At 66.9% G+C, this 21,465-nt stretch carries 14 protein-coding genes; 12 read left to right on the top strand and 2 right to left on the bottom strand.

Annotated features, from left to right (window positions below):
• Window positions 1-16 precede the first annotated feature (16 nt).
• The 7 genes from AB4Y94_RS02285 (at window position 17) to ypfJ (ending at window position 8,090) form a co-directional block, all read left to right on the top strand.
• Window positions 17-2,146 carry an acyl-CoA dehydrogenase family protein gene (locus AB4Y94_RS02285; protein ID WP_441724318.1) on the top strand — a complete coding sequence of 710 codons (2,130 nt, stop codon included), beginning with the start codon at window positions 17-19 and terminating at the stop codon, window positions 2,144-2,146.
• Window positions 2,147-2,349: 203 nt separating this feature from the next.
• Window positions 2,350-3,291, top strand: coding sequence for an ABC transporter ATP-binding protein (locus AB4Y94_RS02280; RefSeq protein ID WP_441724316.1), 942 nt, complete (start codon window positions 2,350-2,352; stop codon window positions 3,289-3,291).
• The gene (locus AB4Y94_RS02275) at window positions 3,288-4,121 is read left to right on the top strand and encodes an ABC transporter permease subunit (RefSeq protein ID WP_441724314.1); all 834 of its coding nucleotides are present in this window, start codon (window positions 3,288-3,290) and stop codon (window positions 4,119-4,121) included. The genes AB4Y94_RS02280 and AB4Y94_RS02275 overlap by 4 nt, the downstream gene beginning before the upstream one ends.
• Before the next feature lie 41 nt (window positions 4,122-4,162).
• Window positions 4,163-5,551, top strand: a complete 1,389-nt coding sequence (locus AB4Y94_RS02270; protein ID WP_441724312.1) for a sensor histidine kinase — start codon at window positions 4,163-4,165, stop codon at window positions 5,549-5,551.
• A complete protein-coding gene (locus AB4Y94_RS02265; protein ID WP_441724310.1) occupies window positions 5,548-6,210 on the top strand; it encodes a response regulator in 663 nt (220 codons plus the stop codon). Before AB4Y94_RS02270 ends, AB4Y94_RS02265 begins: the two co-directional genes overlap by 4 nt.
• Window positions 6,211-6,239: 29 nt before the next feature.
• Window positions 6,240-7,196 (top strand): prolyl aminopeptidase, encoded by a 957-nt coding sequence (pip, locus tag AB4Y94_RS02260; RefSeq protein ID WP_441724308.1) that lies wholly within the window; start codon window positions 6,240-6,242, stop codon window positions 7,194-7,196.
• A 9-nt stretch (window positions 7,197-7,205) separates the two neighbouring features.
• The gene (ypfJ, locus tag AB4Y94_RS02255; RefSeq protein WP_441724306.1) at window positions 7,206-8,090 is read left to right on the top strand and encodes a KPN_02809 family neutral zinc metallopeptidase; all 885 of its coding nucleotides are present in this window, start codon (window positions 7,206-7,208) and stop codon (window positions 8,088-8,090) included.
• A 5-nt stretch (window positions 8,091-8,095) separates the two neighbouring features.
• On the opposite strand, the gene AB4Y94_RS02250 is transcribed toward ypfJ, so the two are convergent.
• The gene (locus tag AB4Y94_RS02250) at window positions 8,096-9,418 is read right to left on the bottom strand and encodes an oligosaccharide flippase family protein (RefSeq protein WP_441724304.1); all 1,323 of its coding nucleotides are present in this window, start codon (window positions 9,416-9,418) and stop codon (window positions 8,096-8,098) included.
• A gap of 319 nt (window positions 9,419-9,737) precedes the next feature.
• On the opposite strand from AB4Y94_RS02250, the gene AB4Y94_RS02245 reads away from it, so the two are divergent.
• Window positions 9,738-11,108 (top strand): O-antigen ligase family protein, encoded by a 1,371-nt coding sequence (locus AB4Y94_RS02245; protein WP_441724302.1) that lies wholly within the window; start codon window positions 9,738-9,740, stop codon window positions 11,106-11,108.
• Here the strand turns inward: AB4Y94_RS02245 and AB4Y94_RS02240 are convergent.
• Entirely contained in the window at window positions 11,092-11,580 is a 489-nt protein-coding gene (locus AB4Y94_RS02240) for an adenylyltransferase/cytidyltransferase family protein (RefSeq protein ID WP_441724603.1), read from the bottom strand. The genes AB4Y94_RS02245 and AB4Y94_RS02240 overlap by 17 nt on opposite strands.
• 473 nt (window positions 11,581-12,053) lie before the next feature.
• Between AB4Y94_RS02240 and AB4Y94_RS02235 the strand changes: the two genes are divergently transcribed.
• The 4 genes from AB4Y94_RS02235 to AB4Y94_RS02220 all read left to right on the top strand — a co-directional run bounded on the left by AB4Y94_RS02235 (window position 12,054) and on the right by AB4Y94_RS02220 (window position 21,448).
• Window positions 12,054-13,328: a hypothetical protein gene (locus tag AB4Y94_RS02235; RefSeq protein ID WP_441724301.1), complete on the top strand. Its 1,275-nt coding sequence runs from the start codon at window positions 12,054-12,056 to the stop codon at window positions 13,326-13,328.
• A gap of 178 nt (window positions 13,329-13,506) precedes the next feature.
• Window positions 13,507-16,050: a PKD domain-containing protein gene (locus AB4Y94_RS02230; RefSeq protein ID WP_441724299.1), complete on the top strand. Its 2,544-nt coding sequence runs from the start codon at window positions 13,507-13,509 to the stop codon at window positions 16,048-16,050.
• A 120-nt stretch (window positions 16,051-16,170) separates the two neighbouring features.
• Window positions 16,171-16,866, top strand: coding sequence for a hypothetical protein (locus AB4Y94_RS02225; RefSeq protein ID WP_441724298.1), 696 nt, complete (start codon window positions 16,171-16,173; stop codon window positions 16,864-16,866).
• Between the two features lie 127 nt (window positions 16,867-16,993).
• A complete protein-coding gene (locus AB4Y94_RS02220; RefSeq protein ID WP_441724296.1) occupies window positions 16,994-21,448 on the top strand; it encodes a PKD domain-containing protein in 4,455 nt (1,484 codons plus the stop codon).
• Window positions 21,449-21,465 lie beyond the last annotated feature (17 nt).

Raw genomic sequence — 21,465 nt, 5'->3', positions numbered from 1 at the left:
GAGAAGGACCTTTGCGATGGTTGACACCACCCGACTCCCCGCCCCGCACAACGCGGAACGCCCCGGAACGACACCGGTGATCGACCCGAGCGTCGACACCGGCCCGATCAAGGTCGCCGGCGACCCGACCGGGCCGACGATCGACCTGGAATCCCTCGGGCGGCAGTTGCTCGGGACCTGGGCCGACCTGCGCGTGGCCGCCCGCGAGCTCACGGCCCGGCCCGAACTGCAGCGCATCGAGGGCCTGTCGATGGCGGAACACCGCACCCGAGTCTTCGAGCAGCTGCACCTCCTCGCCGACAACGGCCATGTGCACCGCGCCTTCCCCACCCACCTCGGCGGCGAGAACGACCACGGCGGCAACATCGCCGGTTTTGAAGAACTCGTCACCGCCGACCCGAGCCTGCAGATCAAGGCCGGCGTGCAATGGGGGCTCTTCGGCGCCGCAGTGCTCCACCTCGGCACACGGCCGCACCACGACGCCTTCCTGCCCGACATCATGAACCTCACGGTGCCAGGCGCGTTCGCCATGACCGAGATCGGCCACGGCTCAGACGTCGCCAGCATCGGCACGACCGCGACCTATGACCCGGCCACCGAAGAATTCGTCATCCACACCCCGTTCCGCGCGGCCTGGAAGGACTACCTCGGGAACGCGGCGAACGACGGCGTTGCCGCGGTCGTGTTCGCGCAACTGATCACCGAGGGGGTCAACCACGGCGTGCACGCCTTCTACGTGCCGATCCGTGACGAGACCGGCGCCTTCCTGCCCGGCATCGGCGGCGAGGACGATGGGCTCAAAGGCGGCCTGAACGGCATCGACAACGGCCGGCTGCACTTCGACCAGGTGCGGATCCCGCGCGCCAACCTCCTCAACCGCTACGGCGACGTCGCCGCGGACGGCACCTATTCCAGCCCGATCGCCAGCCCCGGGCGCCGCTTCTTCACCATGCTCGGCACCCTCGTGCAGGGCCGGGTCTCGCTCGACGGGGCCGCCACGCAGGCCTCCGCCGTCGCCCTGACGATCGCCATCACGTACGGCAGCCAGCGCCGCCAGTTCACCGCCGCCAGCGACACCGACGAAGAGGTGATCCTCGACTACCAGCGCCACCAGCGCCGGCTGCTGCCGCGGCTGGCCACGACCTACGCGCAGACCTTCGCCCACGACGAGTTCCTGGTGAAGTTCGACGAGGTCTTCAGCGGCAAGGCCGACACCGACGACGACCGGCAGGACCTCGAGACCCTGGCCGCCGCCCTGAAACCGCTCTCGACCTGGCACGCCCTCGACACGCTTCAGGAAGCGCGGGAGGCCTGCGGCGGCGCCGGTTTCATGGCGGAGAACCGGTTGACCAGCCTCCGCGCCGACCTTGACGTCTACGCCACCTTCGAGGGCGACAACAATGTGCTGCTGCAGCTCGTCGCCAAGCGCCTGCTCACCGACTACAGCCGCAAGTTCGCCACAGCGGATGCCGGCGCCCTCGCCCGCTACGTCGTCAAGCAGGCCGCCGACCGCGCCTACCACGGCACGGGACTCCGGCGGCTCACGCAGACCGTCGCCGACTTCGGTTCCACCGCCCGCTCGGTGGGAGCATTCCGGGAAACCAATGTGCAGCGTGAGCTGCTGACCGACCGGGTCGAAACCATGATCGCCGACATCGCCACGGCGCTCCGACCCGCCCAGCGACTCCCGAAGGCGGAGGCCGCGGCGCTCTTCAACTCGCAGCAGAACGAGCTGATCGAGGCCGCGCGGGCGCACGCCGAACTGTTGCAGTGGGAGTCATTCACCCGCGCCGTGGAGAGCACCACCCACGCCGGGAACAAGCAGGTGCTCACCTGGCTCCGCGACCTGTTCGGCCTCGGCCTGGTCGAAAAGCGCCTGGCCTGGTACCTCGTGCACGGGCGGCTCTCCGCGCAACGTGCGCAGGCCATCAGCTCATACATTGACCGGCTCATCGCCCGGATCAGGCCGCACGCCGTCGATCTCGTCGACGCCTTCGGGTATTCGCAGGCCCACCTGCGGGCGCCCATCGTCAGCGGGATCGAGAAGGAACGCCAGGACGAAGCACGCGCCTACTACCGTGCCCTGCGGGAGTCGGGCACCGCACCGGCGATGGAGAAGACCGTCAAGGCGGGGCCGAAGCAGTAGCCCCACCCGGCCATCGCAGCCCTTCTTCCCGGCCTCATTCGGACCGCGAGCCGGTGGCGTCCGCGCCAGGCTCATACCTGGGTATGAGGCCCGCGGCCTCAGGACCAGCCCGCCGGAGGACGCGCCGGGGCATCCGTCACTCGTAACGTCAGGGGTAGACACCACCAGGTGTCGCCACGAGTACGTTTCGAAAGAGGAATCGGATGATTCAGGCAGAGTCCCTGACCAAGCGCTACGGCAGCAAGACCGCCGTCGACGCCGTCGGCTTCACGGTGCAGCCCGGCAAGGTGACCGGCTTCCTGGGGCCGAACGGCGCCGGCAAGTCCACCACCATGCGGATGATCGTCGGCCTCGACCGGCCGACGAGCGGTTCGGTCACGGTCAACGGCAAGCAGTACCGCGACCACCGCGCCCCCCTGCGCGAGGTGGGCGTGCTGCTCGACGCCAAGGCCGTGCACACCGGCCGCTCCGCCTACAACCACCTGCTGGCGCTGGCGGCGACGCACTCCATCCCCGCTAGCCGGGTGCGCGAGGTGATCGAGCAGACCGGCCTCGAATCGGTGGCGCGCAAGCGTGTCGGCGGTTTCTCGCTCGGCATGGGACAGCGCCTCGGAATCGCCGCGGCACTGCTCGGCGACCCGGCCACGCTGATCCTCGACGAGCCGGTGAACGGCCTCGACCCCGAGGGCGTGCAATGGGTGCGGCACCTGGTGCGCAACCTGGCCGCCGAGGGCCGAACCGTGCTGCTCTCCTCGCACCTGATGAGCGAGATGGCGTTGACCGCCGATCATCTCATCGTCCTCGGCCGCGGCCGGGTGATAGCGGATGCCCCGGTGTCCGCCGTCATCGCGGCAGCGACCAGCAACACCGTCCGGGTGCGGAGCCCGCACTCGAACCACCTGGCGTCACTCCTGGCACAGCCCGACGTCACCATCTCCAACGTCGAGCACGACGTGCTTGAGATCGTCGGCGTCAGCGCCGCCGAGATCGGCGACGAGGCGGCCCGCGCCGGGATCGCGCTGCACGAATTGACGACGATCGCGGCATCCCTCGAGGAGGCCTACATGAGTCTGACCCAGAACGACGTCGAGTACCGCACCGGCGGCTCCCCGTCGCACACCGAACTGCAGGAGGCAGCACGATGACCACCACTTCTCCCGCGCCGGCACACCAGCGCGCCTCGTTCATCCCGACCGGATCCGGCCTGAGCTTCGCCGGCATCCTCCGCTCCGAATGGATCAAGCTGCGTTCGCTGCGGTCCACGATGTGGTCGTATCTCCTGGTCATGCTGATCTCGGTTGGCATGGCGGCCCTGATGTCATCGTCGCTGAGTTCCGGGACGGCCGCCAGCCTTCCCGAAGCGCAGCAGGCGGGCTTCCTGCTCCAGGCGTCCACGTTCGGGATCTACTTCGGCCAGCTCGTCGTCGCCGTCCTCGGTGTTCTCGTGTTCAGCGGCGAATACTCCACCGGCATGATCAAGTCCACGCTCACCGCGGCGCCCCGGCGCCTGTCGACCCTGTGGGCGAAATCAGCCGTGCTGTTCACCGCGACCTACGTGGTGGGCCTCGTCGGGATCCTCGCCTCCTTCATGGTGGCGTCGCCGATCCTGGCGGCCAAGGGCATCCACGGCAGCCTGTTCGACGGTGACGTGATTGTGCCGATCCTCGGCGGCGCGCTGTACCTTGCCCTGATCGCGGTGTTCGCGCTCGGCGTCGGGGCGATCCTCCGCAGCAGCGCCGGCGGAATCGCCGCTTCCCTCGGCACCCTGCTGGTGCTCCCGGTGATCTTCCAGCTCATCCCGGCCGACTGGGCCGCTGATGTGGTTCCGTACCTGGTGTCCAACGCCGGCTTCGCGATGTTCGGCGCCGGCATGGGGTCACCCCTTGAACCGTGGCAGGGCTTCACGGTCCTGGCCGGCTGGATCGTGGTCGCCATCGGGGCCGCCGCGGTGTTGCTCAAGCGCCGGGACGCGTAGGCACGCGGAGCGCCGGCCACGAAGCAAGTAGAGTCCGACACATGAGCACACACAGTTTCTCCCCCGGGCCCGCGCCCGGGGGAGAACTGCGCGGCGGGGGAGGCCTGAGCGAGGAAGACCTGCGCCTGCCGACCCCGCCCGGGGTCATCCGCCAATTCTGGGCGCGGCATCCGTGGCTGCTGGACTCGCTCGTCGCCGTGCTCTACCTGCTGCTCACGGCCATCGCCCTGGTCGCCGACTCGGGTGCCACGAAACCGAGTCCCGGTTCAACCCTGATCCTCAAAGGCTCGATCGCCGTCGTACTGGCGGTCGTGCTACTGTTCCGCCGCCGCGCCCCGCTGCCGGTGCTCGCGCTGGGCTGGCTGGGCCTCATCGTTCCGTACCTGCTGTACGGGGAGGGCGAGATCCTCCCGGTGCTGATCGCGCTCTATGCCGTCGCGGTCTATGACACCACCCGGCACGCGTGGATCGGGCTGGGAATCTCGGTGGTCCTCACCACGGCCGGCGCCCTGATCGGTCACCCCGAGCCTGCGCCCCCGGCGATCGGCGGAGCGATCCAGTATGCGGTCGTGATGCTCGTGGCCACCCTCCTCGGCATCAACATCGGCAACCGGCGACGCTACGTCACGGCGTTGCTCGACCGAGCGGCACAGCTGGCGCGGGAGCGAGACCAGCAGGCCCAACTCGCCCGAATCTCGGAGCGGGCCCGGATCGCCCGGGAAATGCATGACATCGTCGCGCACAGCCTCTCCGTGATCGTCGCGCTGGCCGACGGCGCGGAGGCGATCAACACCAAGAACCCGGAGCGCGCCAGCGCCGCGATGCGGCAGGTGGCGCAGACCGGCCGAAGCTCGATGGCCGAGATGCGCCGGCTGCTCGGGGTGCTCGGCGCCGATGACGGTGACGCGCTGGGCACGGCCGACGGCGACGCCCCGGCAGCAGCCGCCACCGGTGACACCGCGGGCGGCTTCCGGCCTGCCGCCTCGCTGTCCCCGCAGCCGGGGGTCACCGACATGGCCGTGCTCGTCGAATCGTTCCGCTCCGCCGGCCTCGCGACCCGGCTGGAAACCATCGGAACCCCGCCTGCGAACCCCGGCCTCCAGCTCACGGTGTACCGGATCGTGCAGGAATCCCTCACCAACGCGTTGCGCTACGCCACCCACGCCTCGGCCGCGGTGGTACGCCTCGTCGTGTCAGCCGAACGCGTCGAGGTGACTGTCTCGGATGACGGCAGGCCCCGACCCGGCGCACCCTCGCAGGGGTCGGGCCGCGGACTGATCGGCCTGCGAGAGCGGGTGGCGCTGTACGGCGGGACCCTGGACGCAGGCCCCGTCCCCGGCGGCGGATGGCGCGTCCGCGCGACGATGGAAATCACCGACACCGCCGCCGACACCGGCACCGGCGCGGAAACGGAGGACACCCGGTCATGACAGCCATCAGGATCATGCTGGTCGACGACCAGGCGCTCCTGCGCGTCGGGTTCCGGATGCTGCTGGACGCCGAAGACGACCTGGACGTCGTCGCGGAAGCCGGCGACGGAGCGGAAGCCGTGGCCATGGCCGAGCGCGTGCGTCCCGACGTCATCCTGATGGACGTGCGGATGCCGGGCGTCGACGGCATCGAGGCGACCCGCCGCATCACCGGTGCCCGGCCGGAGTGCAAGGTGATCATCCTCACCACCTTCGACCTGGACGAATACGCGTTCGGCGGCCTGCGCGCCGGGGCGAGCGGCTTCCTGGTGAAAGACTCAAAGCCGGCCGAGCTGACCGCCGCCATCCGCGCCGTCGCCTCTGGCGAGGCATCCGTCTCACCCCGGGTCACCCGCCGCATGCTGGACCTGTTCGGGTCGCGCCTGCCGCAGGCACCGCCGGAAGCAGGCACAGACCGGCTCGCCGTGCTCACGGAACGCGAGCGGGAGGTCTTCCTCGGAATCGCCCGAGGCCTCTCGAACGGCGAACTGACCCAGACGCTGTTCCTCTCCGAGTCGACGGTGAAGACCCACATCGGTCGCATCCTCGCCAAACTGGAACTGCGCGACCGGGTTCAGATCGTCATTCTGGCCTACGAACTCGGCCTCGCCGGCGGGTGAGGTGCCGCGCCGGTCGATAGGCTCGACGGATGCGCCAGTTCTATCCCGAAATCGAACCGTACGAAACCGGCATGCTCGAAGTCGGTGACGGCCAGGTCATCTATTGGGAGGCATCCGGCAACCCGGACGGCAAGCCGGCGGTTTACCTGCACGGCGGCCCCGGCGGGGCATCCGCTCCGAACCAACGCCGGGTGTTCAACCCGGAGAAGTACCGCATCATCCTGTTCGACCAGCGGGGCTGCGGAAGAAGCACCCCGCACGCCAGCGAAGCGGATGCCGACCTCAGCGTCAACACCACCTGGCACCTCGTCGACGACATCGAGAAACTGCGTGAGCACCTCGGCATCGACCGCTGGCAGGTGTTCGGCGGCTCGTGGGGCAGCACCCTCGCCCTCGCCTACGCCCAGGCCCACACCGACCGGGTGACCGAGCTCATCCTGCGCGGCATTTTCACGCTGCGACCGGTGGAACTGGACTGGTTCTACGAGGGCGGCGCCGCCGCGATCTACCCTGACCTGTGGGAACAGTTCATCGCCCCCGTTCCCGAGGATGAGCGCGGCCACCTCATCGCCGCGTACGGCCGGCTGCTGCACGACCCGGACCGGTCGGTCCGGGAACGTGCCGGCATCGCCTGGTCGACCTGGGAATCGTCGACGATCACGCTGCTGCAACAACCGGAGACCATCGCCCGGTTCACCGAACCGTCGTATGCGGTGGCCTTCGCCCGGATCGAGAACCACTTCTTCACCAACCGGGGCTGGTTGGAGCCCGACCAGCTGATTCGCGGCGCTAGTGTGCTCGCCGGGATCCCCGGCGTGATCGTGCAGGGGCGTTACGACATGTGCACGCCGCCGTTCACCGCCTGGGAGCTGCACCAGGCCTGGCCGGAGGCCGACTTCCGGATGATTCCCGACGCGGGGCACGCGTTTGACGAACCCGGGAACCTCGACGCCCTGATCGAGGCCACCGACCGATTCGCGGGGTAGTTTTCAGACATGACGTTCAACGACAACTCCAACATCGGCGGCGGCAAAGTCAGCAAGCGGGGCCGGAACACCGGGATCGCCGTGGGCGGCGGCGGCCTGGGCGTGATCGTCCTGTTCGTGGTGTCCCAGCTCCTGGGCGTCGACCTCACCGGCCTCGCCGGGGGAGGCCAGCCCGCGTCGCAGGACACCGCGGGCAGCAGCCTCGAAAGCTGCCAGACCGGAGCTGACGCCAATGCGAACGTCGAATGCCTCGTCAAGGGGGCTGTCGCCTCCCTCGACACCTTCTGGGCCGGCGAGTACCCGAAACTCGGTGGCCAGTACCAGTCGCCGCAGCCCACCGTGCTCTTCACCGACAGCACCGGCACCGGCTGCGGGACCGCGTCGAGCGCCACCGGGCCGTTCTACTGCCCGCCAGACGCGACCATCTACATCGACACCGCGTTCTACGGCCAGCTGCGCTCGCAGTTCGGGTCGTCCGGCGGACCGCTGGCCGAGATGTATGTGGTCGCGCACGAGTGGGGACACCACATCCAGAACCTCTCCGGCACGTTGGAGAAGACCCAGGACGGCCAGACCGGCGCGGGTTCCAACTCGGTGCGCACCGAACTGCAGGCCGACTGCTTCGCCGGCGCGTGGGCAGCCGGCGCGTCACAGACCACCGACGCGAGCGGGGTTCCGTTCCTCGAACCGATCACCCCCGCGCAGATCGCTGACGCCCTGAGTGCGGCATCCGCTGTGGGCGATGACCGGATCCAGGAAGCAACCCAAGGCCGGGTGAGCCCGGAAGGCTGGACGCACGGTTCCAGCGAACAGCGTCAGCGCTGGTTCCAGACCGGGTACGACCGGGGCGCGGAATCCTGCGACACCTTCGCGCCCGCCGACAACAAACTGTAGCCCGTTCAGGAGCGTCGCAGCAGGCGGCGTGCGTACCGGGCCAGGGTGGCCAGGTCCGACCGGCGGATCCCGTAGAACCGCAGTGGGCTGATACCAAAGATGCGCCGGAGGAAGAAGAGGTTCAGGTTACTGGCGATGATGCTGCCGGTGAGCGTGGCGAGCGCCGCTCCCATCGCCCCCATCAGCGGGCAGAGAAGCACGATCAACCCGATGTTAGTGACGCAGGCGACCGTGAGCGAGGAACTGCGCAGGCCCGGCCGGCCGCGAGCGCTGAGGCCTGAGCCTGCGATGGAACCCGGAGTGTTGAGCACAACGGCAAGGAGGAGCACGGCCGCGACGGGGATTGACCGCCGGAACCCGTCCCCGAAAAGGAATGGCAGCCACCACAGCATCGTCACACCGAGGAACATCGCCGCCAGCCCGCAGAGGAACGTGGATATCCGCGCGGACGCCGCCAGCCGGTCGTCGACGGAATCCGCCGCATCGGTGACGAAGGTGACGTCCCGTACCGCGATGTGAATGATCAGGGGCAGCTCGCTGACGCTGACGGCGACTACGTAGAGGCCCAGCTCGTATGTTCCAGCCAGCGGCGTCATGAGCACCTGGTCGACACGGGACAACAGGATTCCGGAGAGCGATCCGATCCAGATCCTGCTCCCGTAGCTGAGCAGGCCGCCTACCCTGGCCACCGGCGGGACTTCCCGTGACCGGGGTTCGAGGCTGCGCATGCGGCCGATGTAGACGAAAGCGCCGACGACGGGCATCGCCGCCACCGCAATGGTGGCGACGAGCGGTGTCAACGTCCCGGTCAGCCAGAACGGGATCAGCACCAGGAGCCGCAGCGAGGAGGTCAACATTCGCTCCGTTGTCACCAGACGCCAGCGCTGTGTCGCGGACGCCACGCCCCGGAGTATTCCGACCAGCAGGTTGGGGATGATGGCCAGCGACGCGATGAAGATCAGCTGCTGCACCTCAGGCCTGCCGCCGCTGAGCCACCCGGGGACGAGAGCCACAGCGCCCATGGCGAGTGCGCCGGCGAGGGCGAGAATCAGGATTCCCCGGCCGGCCACATTCCGGGCGAGGTGCGGGAACCGGGCGATCACCCAGGTGACGGCCTCCGGCACGCCGAACGTCGCGACCGTGACCACGAGGGTGAGCGGCGCCGTTGCCGCGGCGACGTCGCCTCGTCCGGTGACCCCGAGGGCCTGGGCGAGGATCGGACCGGAAAAGAGCGCGACCACCGCGGGGAAGGCGTTGCCGACCAGCGCAATGGTCATATTGCGCGACACCGAGCCCGTCGTGACGAGGGCCCCCGATCTACTCGCCACGACTGCCTCGATCGTCGCGCGTTGGATGGCAGAGTGGATGACTGGGGTGGGGCGCAACTCGATGTGACACGGCCATCCACTTTCGTTGGCTCTGAGTTCAGGTTGTGGATCGATACTCTACTCGGGCTGCGGAGGCGACCGCATCGGCGAGGGGAATGGCGGCCAGGTGGCACCTGCGCTCCCCTTGTTGAAGGTGGCGGTTCGGCCCTATCGTATGAGCCATGGCACCGCACGAAGCGCGGCAGTACCCGAGCTGCCGCCCGCGTGGACCAGTGCGGCGGCGAGGGTGACATCACAAGTACACGCAGGGCGGGGGCCGGTGCTGGGCAGGTCTCCGGTGTCGTCCCAGCGCACCGGGGCGGGTTCGCGCCGGTGGACGCCATCCCGCCGGATGTCGAGCAAGGTGCTGGCTGCGCTGGCTCTTGCCCTGATCGCCATGCGCATCGACCTCTCGCAGGGCCTCAGCGTCGGGTACGCGGTCGCGGTCATTCTCATCCCGGTCTGGTTTCCGGTCATACGCGAATACAGCGGAGCCCGCACCCTCTTCGTCGTCGGTTTCATCGCGCTCGGTTCCGGCTTGTGGCTCACCGAAGTGGCGAAGTCGACACACGCCGTCAGCCTCGGCCAGACCGCGAGTATGACGGTTGGCCTGGGCGGGATCCTCTGCTCGGTCGGTGTTGTGCTGTGGGCCAGGCGGATCATCTCAGACCAGTGGGTCGCGATTTGGTTCGGAGTCGGGCTGCTGGCCGGAGTCACGCCGTCGAATGAGCTCTTCTATCTGAACCCGTGGCGGTTCGGCTACTCCTTCGCGATCACGATCACGGTGCTTGCGCTCGCGCAACGCAGCGGGCAGCGGTGGCTGGAGCTCGTGGCCGCACTGGGCCTGACGATCCTGTCCACCCTCACTGACGCCAGGTCGTCCTTCGCGATCCTGCTCCTGACGGTGATCCTGGTCGCCTGGCAGCTGCGGCCGGTGCGCCCCACCCGCACGAAGTCGGCCGTCCGGGTCGTCGTCGCGCTGGGTCTGCTGGCAGTGGCCGTCTACAATTTCGGCCAGGCAGCCATCCTCGAGGGCGTTTTCGGCGAAGCGACGCGGGACCGCACGCTGGCCCAGCTGGATCTGTCCGGCTCGCTGATTCTCGGCGGGCGACCGGAGTTGCTGGCGACCCTCGCGCTCATGCAGCGTCAGCCCACCGGGTTCGGGGCGGGGACCCTGCTCAATCCAGCGGATGTCCTGGCCGCGAAGTCCGGTATGGCGGCGTTCCAGTACGACCCGAACAATGGGTACGTGGAGAACTTCATGTTCGGCAACCACGTTGAACTCCATTCCATCATCGGGGACCTCTGGGTGCACTTCGGCATAGCCGGACTCGTGTTGGCCGGCGTCATCCTGTTTCTGCTCTTGCGGGGGATCGGCGTCTCCGTCACCAGCAATACGGCGAGCGCCGTGCTGTTGTTCCTCGCCGTCACGATCCTCTGGGCCATGTTCTTCGGGCCCATCTACAGCAACGCGCGAGCGCTGATTCTTCTGCTTGGCCTGGCCATGATTCATCTGGAGCCATGGTCGTCGGGCCGCTCGCCGGGCAGTCACGCACTGGGCAATCACGTACTCGGCAGTGACGCACTGGGCAGTAACCCGCCGTCCGGGAGGAGCGCCCTGGGCCAGCGCCGGCTCAGCCGACTGAGCTAGCTGCCCCTGCGACCTCGTCGAGCGGGACGTTGTCGCGCCATGCCGGGTCCGCCGTCGTCGAACTCAGCCGGTCGAGTGCCCGGCGCAGCAAGGTGCTGGAGGTGCTGACCGTATACGGGAAATACACCACTTCCACTCCGACAGCCGCGAACTCTCGTTCCAGCCGCATCCCTCGCTCCGTCCCCTTCCAGTCGTCCCCCTTGAAGAACACGTCGAAGCGCAACTCCCGCCACGTGTCGAGCTTGTCGGGGAGAACTTCGGCGACGGCTTCGTCCACGAAGGAGATATGCCGCACGATGTCGAGTCGCTCAGCGAGCGGAACGACCGGGCTGGATCCTTTGGTCCGCAGGAGCAGTTCGTCAGAAACGACGCCGGCGATCAGGTAGTCGCACTGGCTCTTGGCGTGCTTCAGGATGTTCAGGTGGCCGATATGAAAAAGGTCGAAGCCGCCTGCGGCGTAGCCGACTCGCATCGTGCCGATGCGTTCGGACCTGTCGGATCGATCGTTCGCCACGATGTACTCGAATTCTCCCTGCTGTGGGCAACGCGCCCACAGTATTCGGGTTAGGAGGTACTGAGTTAGGAAGTGCTGAGAAATGCTAGCTTTCCAAAACTTCACGGTCGAGCGCAAGAGCATCCGGCTTTTTGCCCGCAGAAACACCGCGTCGTTGCCGGCGAAGCTCCGAATACCATGTGTGGATTTGACCTGTCCCGATGGTTAGGTAACAATTTATAACGATCGGCGGCCCCCTATTGCCGCTTCATGCATTCCCGAACGTGCTCAATACGAAACTAGATATGACGAATAGAAACCTTCGCGCCACACTGACCGCAGATTCACAACTCAACTCCACAAAACCGCGACTTCGTTCCAAGAGGTCCCACGTTCTATCGCTCGCATCCGCTGCAGCAATTTGCGCCCTGGGTTTCACCGGCCTTGCTGCGATGCCCGCACAGGCCGCAACGCCGGCAGCACATGCCACGTCGGCAATCTCACCGTCCGCTCTCGCGCTCATCGGGCAGTCGCTCGACACCAAGGTGCCGCCGAGTGGCAAGGGCCCCCAGGTCCTCGACTTCGGCTCAGTGCCGGCCGGTGTCGGCGCCGTAACGGTCAAATTCGTAGGCAAGGGCGCATGGCGGAACACCGACCTCACCGCGTCGCTTGACGGGAACCGCACCAAGACCCATGTCCTGACCGCGACTGAAGGAACGAAGACCACGGCCACGGTCACTCTTCAGGTTCCGGCGAACGCCGACGGAAAACTCACCCTGGTCAGCAGCCAGGCGACGGTCTACCTGACCATCACCCTGGTTGACATCGCTGGAAACCAGCCTGCGGCCCCGGCTCCCGCACCCGCACCCGCGCCCGCACCTGCTCCTGCCCCGGCGCCCGCACCAGCCCCCGCACCCGCACCGGCCCCCGCTCCTGCTCCCTCCACTGGTGGAACGCCCAGCGGCAGCACCACCGGAGTGCCGGCCGGAACCCGGCTCACGGTACACAACGGCGACATCAACGTCACCACCCCTGGCACCGTCATCGACGGGCTCGACGTGCGCGGGCTGATCAAGGTCAACGCCCCGAACGTGACAATCAAGAACTCCATCGTTCGTGGAAAGTCGCTGTCCGCCACTGCACCGCTGATCAACAACCTGGGCGGCCAGACCGGCCTCAAGGTCGTCGACACTGAGCTGTTCCCGTCCGTCGCATCGCCCTACGCGATGGGCATCTACGGCTACAACTTCACCGCCGAGCGACTGAACATCCACGGCGTCATCGATGGCATTCACCTCACCGGTGGCAACGTTGCGATCCTGGATTCCTGGATCCACGACAACCTGCACTACTCCCAGGACCCGAACCACGGTGGCACCCCGAGCCACGATGACTCGATCCAGATCCAAAAGGGCAGCAACATCCGTGTCGACGGCAACAACTTGAGCGGCGCATACAACTCGGCCGTCCAGATCACCCAGGACACCGGCAAGGTGTCGAACTTCACGTTCACCAACAACCTCGCCGACGGCGGCAAGTGCACCGTGAACATCGCCGAGAAGAGCTTCGGCTCGATCGCGGGCGTCGTGATCAAGGACAACAAGTTCGGACGGGACACCCGGCTCGACAGCTGTGGCGTCATCGCTCCGGTCAGCACGAAGATCGACCTGCAGCGCAACGTGTACGTCCCGGACTACACGCCGTTGACCGTCCGCAAGGGCGCGTAGCAAAACAGCACCACCATGCGGGCCCCTCGTGCACACGCACGAGGGGCCCGCTTTGGTCGTGGCGGCTTCGAAGGAGCAGACCGGCGCGGTTGGCAGGGTAGCGGATGTGAGGATCTGTCACTAACATCGCACTATCGGGTCGCTACCCGAGGGCGACCCTCGATGAACCGAGACGCTCATGGCCATTCTGTCCCGACTGTCCATTGCAGGGCTGGCGACTGTGGTGGTCGTGAGTGCCCTCCTCATCGGCGCGGCCGGCGCGCAGGCGGACACCGCTCCGCCCAACGCGTCAACGCCGAAGACGGTTGCCGCGGATGCCCTGACCGCGCCGCAGATCAACGGCGTCGTGTGGACCCAGCTGATCGTCGGCAACACCGTCTATGTGGGGGGCGAATTCACCCGGGCGCGGCCGTCCGGATCGGCCGCGGGTTCCAACGAGGTCACGAGGAACAACCTCATGGCCTACAACCTGTCAACCGGAGTGATGACGGCCTTCAACCCGAACCTGAACGGAGCGGTGCGCGCGCTCGCGGTGTCCTCCGACAAGACCCGCGTCTTCGTCGGTGGATCCTTCACGACGGTGGGCGGAGTGACTCGCTACCGCATCGCTGCATTCGATGCCGCCACCGGCGGCCTCATCAGTTCCTGGGCGCCGGTTCTCAACGGCAACGTCAAGGCGCTGGACGTCGCGGGAGGAGTGCTGTACGCGGGCGGTGTGTTCACGACCGCTGCCAACCAGACTCGAACCAAGATCGCCGCATTCTCGACCTCGACCGGCGCATTGCAGGCCTGGCAGGGCAATGTCGCAGGTGGCAACGTCAACGCACTCACTGCGGCTCAGGACGGCAGCAAGGTCATCATCGGCGGCAGTTTCACGTCATACAACGGTGGAACCAATCCCGGCTACGGGCTGGCCGCCACGTCCGCGGCCACGGGAGCCTCACTACCGTGGAAGGTCAACAGCATCGTCCGCAACGCCGGCGTGAACGGGGCCATCCTCAGTTTGACCTCCGACGCGAACGGTGTCTTCGCCACCGGCTATGACTTCGGTTCCGGGGCCAACTTCGAGGGCACCGTCCGAAGCAGCTGGAGCGACGGCTCGGTGCTGTGGCTCGAAGACTGCCACGGCGACACCTATTCGGCGGTGCCGGTGAATGACGTGGTCTACACCACCGCCCACGCCCACTTCTGCGGCAACATCGGCGGGTACGGGGAAACGAACCCGCGCTCCTACCACCGCACGCTCACCTTCACGATGAACGCCACCGGGCTGGTCACTCGCAACACGACCGGAAACTACACCAACTTCGAGGGGAACCCGCGGCCGACACTCCTGGCGTGGTACCCGGAGATCAACACGGGAACCTACACCGGGCAGGGGCAGGGCCCCTGGAACGTGACAGCCAACTCCCAGTACGTGCTGTACGCCGGCGAATTCACGATCGTCAACAACAAGAAGCAACAGGGCCTCACGCGGTTCGCCGTGTCGACGATCGCGCCGAACAAGGAGGGCCCACGGCTGCAGGGCGCCGATTTCGTGCCAACGGTCACGTCACCGAGCTCCGGGACAGCACGACTGACCTGGACGTCGAACTACGACCGTGACAACGAGCTGCTCACGTATCAAGTGCTGCGCAACGGCGTGTCGGTCAAAACTCTGACCGGCCTGTCCGTCGACTGGAAGCGACCGGTCATCACCTGGACGGACAGCGGTTTGCAGGGTGGCGCAACGTACAGCTACCAACTCAAGGTGTCCGATCCGTTCGGGAACACCCGAACTGGGGACGCGGTGAGTGTGAGGATCTCGGGGTCCACGCAGGCGGCCTCACCGACGGCGGCGTTTGACGCCACCGCAACGCAGCTCTTCGTCGCAGTCGACGGCTCACCGTCCAGTGGCGGCGGGGGAGCCATCACCAGCTACTCGTGGGCCTTCGGAGACGGGGCGACCGGCACGGCGATGACGCAGACACACAAATACGCAGCGCCAGGCACCTACAAGATCTCGTTGACGGTCCGGAACGACAGCGGCGCGAGTGCGATGACGGAGAAGTCCGTGGTCGTCACGCAGACCGCTCCGCCGCCTGACCCGCAACCCGGGGCTGACATTGCGCGCGACGCCTTCGAGCGATCAGTCTCGAATGGGCTCGGCACGGCGGACGTCGGAGGACCATGGTCGACGACCGGGCCGGCATCGGGCTACGCGGTGGGCGGTGGCGAGGCTGCACTCCAGTCGTCCGTCGCCGGTGCGATGGAGACTGCGTACTTGAGGTCAGTGGCCGCCACGTCCACAGACTCGCGGGTCGCCTTCACTCTGCGCCAGAGTCCCAGCGGGGCCGGCGTCTACGTCGCGCTGCTCGGCCGGGCAATCGGCAGCGACGACTATCGGGCCCGGGTACGGCTGAACGTGGACGGAACCAGTTCGCTCCAGCTGATGCATGGCGGGACGTCGCTGAAGAGCGTGAGTCTTCCCGGACTGAACGCCGCCGTGGGTGACCAGGTGGTCCTCCGCCTCACAGTGTCGGGCACATCTCCGACCACGCTCAGCGCCAAGGCGTGGAAGACCGGGCAGGCGGAGCCGGGGTGGCAGCTCACCGGGACAGACACGACCTCCGGCATGCAGTCCGCGGGCGGCGTCGGACTGTCGCTCTACCTCTCAAGCTCGGCAACCGTTGTTCCGCTGACGGCCTCTTTTGATGACCTCCTGGTGAAATCCGCCGGATAGGGCCGCGCAGGCGGCGTGTTGGCGTGCCGCTGGCGCAGGGGGGCCGCGTGTGCATAAATAGGTGCACGAGGTAGCACGCCGGGTCGCACGCGAACCGGCCACAAGTGTCCGGAGACAGAGATGGCAGCACAGCAGCAGGTGCCAGCACGGGAGCGCAGACGCAAACGACTGTGGCTGATTGGAATATCGACCGTCGTGGTGCTCCTCGCAGGGACTCTGGTGGTCGCGAACCTGGCGGCGTCGCGGGACAACGCCGCCTCGACGAACTCCTCGACGGGAAGCGCGAGCCCGAACGATAAGAACCCGGCCGTCTCGCCCGCCCCCATGGGGTCGCCCGCCCCCACTGGGCCGGCGACACCGGACCATACTCCCGCACCGGGCGCCGAGCAGCCGGTTGTCGAACCGACGCCCCCGCCCGAGCTGCCCCCGGTCGCCTTCACCAAGCCTGTCGCACCCGTCACCGGATTGGTGTTCTCGCTGAGCGCGCTCGAGGCGGTACAGGGCGTGGCTCGAGGGCCGGGGGAGGTGGCCGGACCGGCGTTGCGATTTGCCCTCACGATCCGAAACGACACGGCGGCGACGGTTTCGCTCGAATCGACGGTGGTCAACCTGTACTTCGGCGCCGACCAGAACCCGGCAACCGATCTTCAAGAGCCCGGAGGTGTGCCCCTCCCGCCGGAAGTGGCGTCCGGCACCTCAGCGACCGCCGTCTTGATCTTCGCGGTGCCCGCGGCTGAACGCGACAAGGTGAAGATCGCCGTCGACTATTCGGTCGGGGTTCCGATCGTCGTGTTCGAGGGCCGCGCGCCTCGCTAGGTCGAAACCACCGGCTTCAGGATGTACCCCCTTTGGGGCGCATCCATTGGTGAGGAGTCGTCAGTATACTCACCATCAGTGCGGTGCTCACCCGAAGGGCATCGTCATGATCAAATGAGGCCTTCCCATGGGTGCTGTCGTTGTCTCCCGTCTGCGCATTCTCGCCATCTTCACTGTCATCGCCGTGATGGCGGCGGTTCTGACAACCATTTCGCCCCTCTCGGCACGCGCCGATACAGCACCCCCCGATCCCGCGACGCCGATCACCGCGGCAGCCGATTCCCTGCCCACCGTGCAGATCAACGGGGTGGTGTGGGCCCAGCTCATCGTCGGCAACACTGTCTATGTCGGCGGCGAATTCACCCAGGCGAGGCCGGCGGGAGCAGCCGCGGGCACGAACCAGACGCCTCGGAACAACCTCCTGGCCTACAACCTGACCACCGGGGCCCTCATCACCTCGTTCAACCCGAACGTCAACGCGCAGGTGCGGGCGCTCGTCGCCTCACCTGACGGTTCCCGCATTTACGCAGGAGGATCATTCACCGCGGTCGGTGGGGTAGCCAGGTACCGGGTTGCCGCCTTCTCAACGGCCACCGGGGCGCTCGTGAGCACCTGGGCGCCGGCGTTGAACGCCCGCGTGAATGCACTCGGAGTCACCGGAAACACGCTGTACGTCGGTGGGATATTCTCGGCGGCCGGCACGGTGGCGCGCAACGGGATCGCCGCGTTCGCCACATCGAACGGTGCACTGCAAGCATGGGCCGGTGAGCCCACCGGCGGTTCCGTCAACGCCCTGGTGGTCTCACCGGACGGAAGCAAGGTCGTGATCGGGGGAAGCTTCACCGCGTACAACGGCGGCAACAACCCCGGGTACGGACTCGCGGCGACAGACGCCGCAAGCGGCGCGTCGCTTCCGTGGAAAGTCAACGGCCTGATCCGCAACGGAGGCACCCAAGCCGCGATCCTCAGCCTGGCCGGATCGGACAAGGGCGTATTCGGAACCGGGTACGTATTCGGGTCCGGTGGCAACCTGGAAGGCACATTCCGGGCCAGCTGGGATGACGGCACACTGATCTGGATGGAAGACTGCCACGGAGACACCTATTCGGTGGCGCCCGTCAACGATGTCGTGTACACGACCGAACACGCCCACTACTGCGGAAACATCGGCGGCTTCCCCCAGGCGAACCCGTGGACGTACCACCGCACGCTGACGTTCAGCATGGATGTGGGCGGCACCATCACGGCCGATCCGCTCGGTTATTACAACTTCGCTGGCCAACCGCGACCCAACCTCCTGACCTTCTATCCCGACATCAACACCGGGACATACACCGGACAGGGCCAAGGTCCCTGGAACGTCGCGGCCAACGACAAGTACGTGCTTTACGGTGGCGAGTTCACGGTCGTGAACAACAAGGGACAACAGGGCCTGTCGCGGTTCGCGACCCCGGACATCGCCCCGAACAAGGAAGGCCCGCGGGTCAAGGACACGTCCTTCGTGTCATCCGACTTCGTGCCTGCCGTCGCGTCCTTCATCGCCGGCACTGCACGACTCAGCTGGAAAGCGGCCTACGACCGCGACAACGAGCACCTGACCTACGAAGTGCTTCGCGACGGCGTTTCGGTGAAGACGATCGAGGCGAACTCGACCGACTGGTTCCGTCCCAACCTGGGGTGGACGGACACAGGATTGACACCAGGGCAGACATACTCCTATCGCCTCCGCGTCTCGGATCCCAAGGCGAATGTCCGTACCGGCGACCCGGCGAGCGTGACGATTGCGCAAGAGGGCAGCCTCAACGACTACGCGAAGGCAGTCCTCGCCGACTCTCCTCGCTCATACTGGCCGTTCGGTGAACCCAGCGGGACGACGGCATTCGACTGGACATCGGGCTTCGACGCGACCACGAACTCGGGTGTGACCCGTAATGTTCCTGGCGCCGTGGTCGGAGACCCCGCAACAGCCTCGCGGTTCGACGGGAGCTCAACCGGGTTCGCGACGACGAACGTCGCTGAAGATGGAAGCAACAGCTTCAGTGTCGAAGCCTGGATCAAGACGACCACAACCCGCGGCGGCAAGATCATCGGGTTCGGCAACAGCCAGACGGGGACCTCGAACTCGTACGACCGGCACGTCTACATGGACAACAGCGGACGCATCTGGTTCGGCGTCTATCCGGGCTCGGTGCAGACCGTCAACTCGACGACGGCGTACAACGACGGCGCATGGCACCAGGTCGTCGCCTCACTCGGCGCCGGCGGCATGGCCCTCTACATCGACGGGAAACGGGTCGCGCAACGCGCGGACGTGACCACCGGGCAGGTCTACCAGGGGTACTGGCGGGTCGGCGGCGACAACCTCAACGGATGGAGCGGCCAACCGGCGAGCAATTTCATCGCCGCTGACATCGACGAAGTCGCCCTCTACAGCAGCCCCCTCACCCCGCGCCAGGTCGCCGCACACTATGGAGCGTCGGGCCGCACCTCTCCGATCCCGCCGGTTCCAGCTGACAGCTACGGTGCTGCGGTGTATAACGCAGAGCCCGACCTGTACTGGAGGCTGGGGGAATCAACCGGATCCATTGCTGCCGACGCGTCAGCGTCCGGCAACGCCGGCACCTACTTCGGAGCAGTGTCCAAGGGCGCCCCGGGCCTCGTGTCCGGCACCGGTAATTCCGCAGCGACGTTCAACGGCGGTGTGGTCGGCAGCAACGCTCAGTTCAGCAATCCACGCACCTACTCGCTCGAAGCGTGGTTCTCCACCACAACCAACCAGGGCGGAAAGCTGATCGGCTTCGGCAACCAGCAGTCGGGATTGTCGAGCAACTACGACCGCCACGTCTATATGCAGGACGACGGGAAGCTGGTCTTCGGAACCTGGACCGGTCAGACGAACCTCGTCACCTCCACTGCCGCCTACAACGACGGGCAAACCCATCACATGGTGGCGACCCAGTCAGGTGACGGCATGAAGCTGTACGTGGATGGCGCGCTGGTCGGCACCAACCCGCAGACGGCGGCCCAGTCCTACTCCGGATACTGGCGGATCGGAGGCGACACGACCTGGGGGTCGAGCAGCCCCTACTTCGCCGGCACCCTCGATGAGGTAGCCGTGTATCCGCAGGCGCTCAGTGCTTCCGCGGTAGCCAACCACTACTCACTCGGCACCAACGGTGCTCCGGCGAACGTACCGCCGACGGCGGCCTTCGTCACGACGGCCAACCGTCTCGCACTGGGCGTCGACGCCTCAACCTCATCCGACTCCGACGGATCGGTAACCGGTTGGGCGTGGGACTTCGGCGATGGCACGACGGCAAGCGGGGTGACCGCATCGCACATCTACGCACGTGCGGGAACCTATGCTGTGAAGCTGACCGTGACCGACAACCGCTCGGCCACCGGTGTCACCACCCAGCAGGTGGTCGTCGCAGACAATGCTTCCCCGGTGGCGTCGTTCACCCACACCGAAACATTCCTGCGGACCGACGTCGACGCGGCGTCCTCGAGCGATCCTGACGGGACGATAACAGGGTGGGCATGGAACTTCGGCGACGGCGCGACCGCCAACACCAGGACCGCCTCACACACATACGCCAACGCCGGCTCGTACGATGTCTCGTTGACCGTTACTGACAATGACGGGGCTACCACCACCGCCACGCAGACGGTTGCCGTGGCTGCGGCCCCGGCGAACCAGCCTCCGACGGCGTCCTTCACCGCGACCGCGTCACCCCTGTCGGTGGCCGTGGACGGCCGGGCTTCCACCGACCCGGACGGCACCATCGCCGGATGGGCCTGGGACTTCGGTGACGGCGGCACGGCGACAGGTGCAACCACAACCCATCCCTATGCCGCAGCGGGCACCTACGCGGTGGTCTTGACCGTGACGGACAACCAAGGCCTGACGAACTCGAGCACCAAGCAGGTGGTGGTTCCGGACCAGCCGGCGAACCCACTGTTGGCCAGCGATGCCTTCGGGCGCACGGTCAGCAACGGTCTCGGCACCGCCGACCTCGGCGGAGCCTGGTCGGTGACGACCCCGGCGAACAACTATTCCGTGAGTGGCGGGACGGCGTCGTTCAGGTCGCCGACCGCCGGCGCCATGGAGACAGCGACCCTCCCGGGCGTATCGTCGACGTCTACCGATGCGCAGGTCACATTTGCGCTGCAACAGCCGGTGACGGGAAGCGCCGCATACGTCTCAGTGCTGGGACGCACGATCGGGTCGGACGACTACCGGGCACGACTGCGAGTGAATCCCAACGGTTCAGCATCGCTGCAGGTCATGCGCGGGGGCGTCAGCCTCGCATCCGTGACGGTGCCTGGATTCACCTACGTCACGGGAGAACAGTTGAACCTCCGCGTGCAGGTGACCGGGACCGCCCCGACGACCATCCGGGCCCGGGTGTGGCGCCCGGCGGACGCCGAACCGACAACCTGGCTGGCCAGCGCCACCGATGGGACGGCCGCCATGCAGGCAGCAGGAGGAGTCGGACTCGCCCTGTATCTGGGCGGAACAGCCACCGTGGTTCCGATGTTCGCCACCTTCGACAACCTGGTGGTCAAGCCGGTCGGCTAACCGCTGGGAGCACGACG

The sequence above is a fragment of the Glaciibacter sp. 2TAF33 genome (genome assembly GCF_052114945.1).
GTDB lineage: Bacteria > Actinomycetota > Actinomycetes > Actinomycetales > Microbacteriaceae > Cryobacterium.
Note: the sequence above shows the minus strand (reverse complement) of the source record. Positions and strands in the feature narration are given on the sequence as shown.

Excerpts from the sequence above, each read along its gene's own strand:
- AB4Y94_RS02275 (WP_441724314.1), top strand. The coding sequence starts at position 3,288 with ATGACCACCACTTCTCCCGCGCCGGCACACCAGCGCGCCTCGTTCATC.
- AB4Y94_RS02240 (WP_441724603.1), bottom strand. The coding sequence starts at position 11,580 with ATGCGAGTCGGCTACGCCGCAGGCGGCTTCGACCTTTTTCATATCGGC.
- AB4Y94_RS02225 (WP_441724298.1), top strand. The coding sequence starts at position 16,171 with ATGGCAGCACAGCAGCAGGTGCCAGCACGGGAGCGCAGACGCAAACGA.
- AB4Y94_RS02230 (WP_441724299.1), top strand. The coding sequence starts at position 13,507 with ATGGCCATTCTGTCCCGACTGTCCATTGCAGGGCTGGCGACTGTGGTG.
- AB4Y94_RS02270 (WP_441724312.1), top strand. The coding sequence starts at position 4,163 with ATGAGCACACACAGTTTCTCCCCCGGGCCCGCGCCCGGGGGAGAACTG.
- AB4Y94_RS02280 (WP_441724316.1), top strand. The coding sequence starts at position 2,350 with ATGATTCAGGCAGAGTCCCTGACCAAGCGCTACGGCAGCAAGACCGCC.
- AB4Y94_RS02220 (WP_441724296.1), top strand. The coding sequence starts at position 16,994 with ATGGGTGCTGTCGTTGTCTCCCGTCTGCGCATTCTCGCCATCTTCACT.
- pip (WP_441724308.1), top strand. The coding sequence starts at position 6,240 with ATGCGCCAGTTCTATCCCGAAATCGAACCGTACGAAACCGGCATGCTC.
- AB4Y94_RS02285 (WP_441724318.1), top strand. The coding sequence starts at position 17 with ATGGTTGACACCACCCGACTCCCCGCCCCGCACAACGCGGAACGCCCC.
- ypfJ (WP_441724306.1), top strand. The coding sequence starts at position 7,206 with ATGACGTTCAACGACAACTCCAACATCGGCGGCGGCAAAGTCAGCAAG.
- AB4Y94_RS02235 (WP_441724301.1), top strand. The coding sequence starts at position 12,054 with ATGCCCGCACAGGCCGCAACGCCGGCAGCACATGCCACGTCGGCAATC.
- AB4Y94_RS02265 (WP_441724310.1), top strand. The coding sequence starts at position 5,548 with ATGACAGCCATCAGGATCATGCTGGTCGACGACCAGGCGCTCCTGCGC.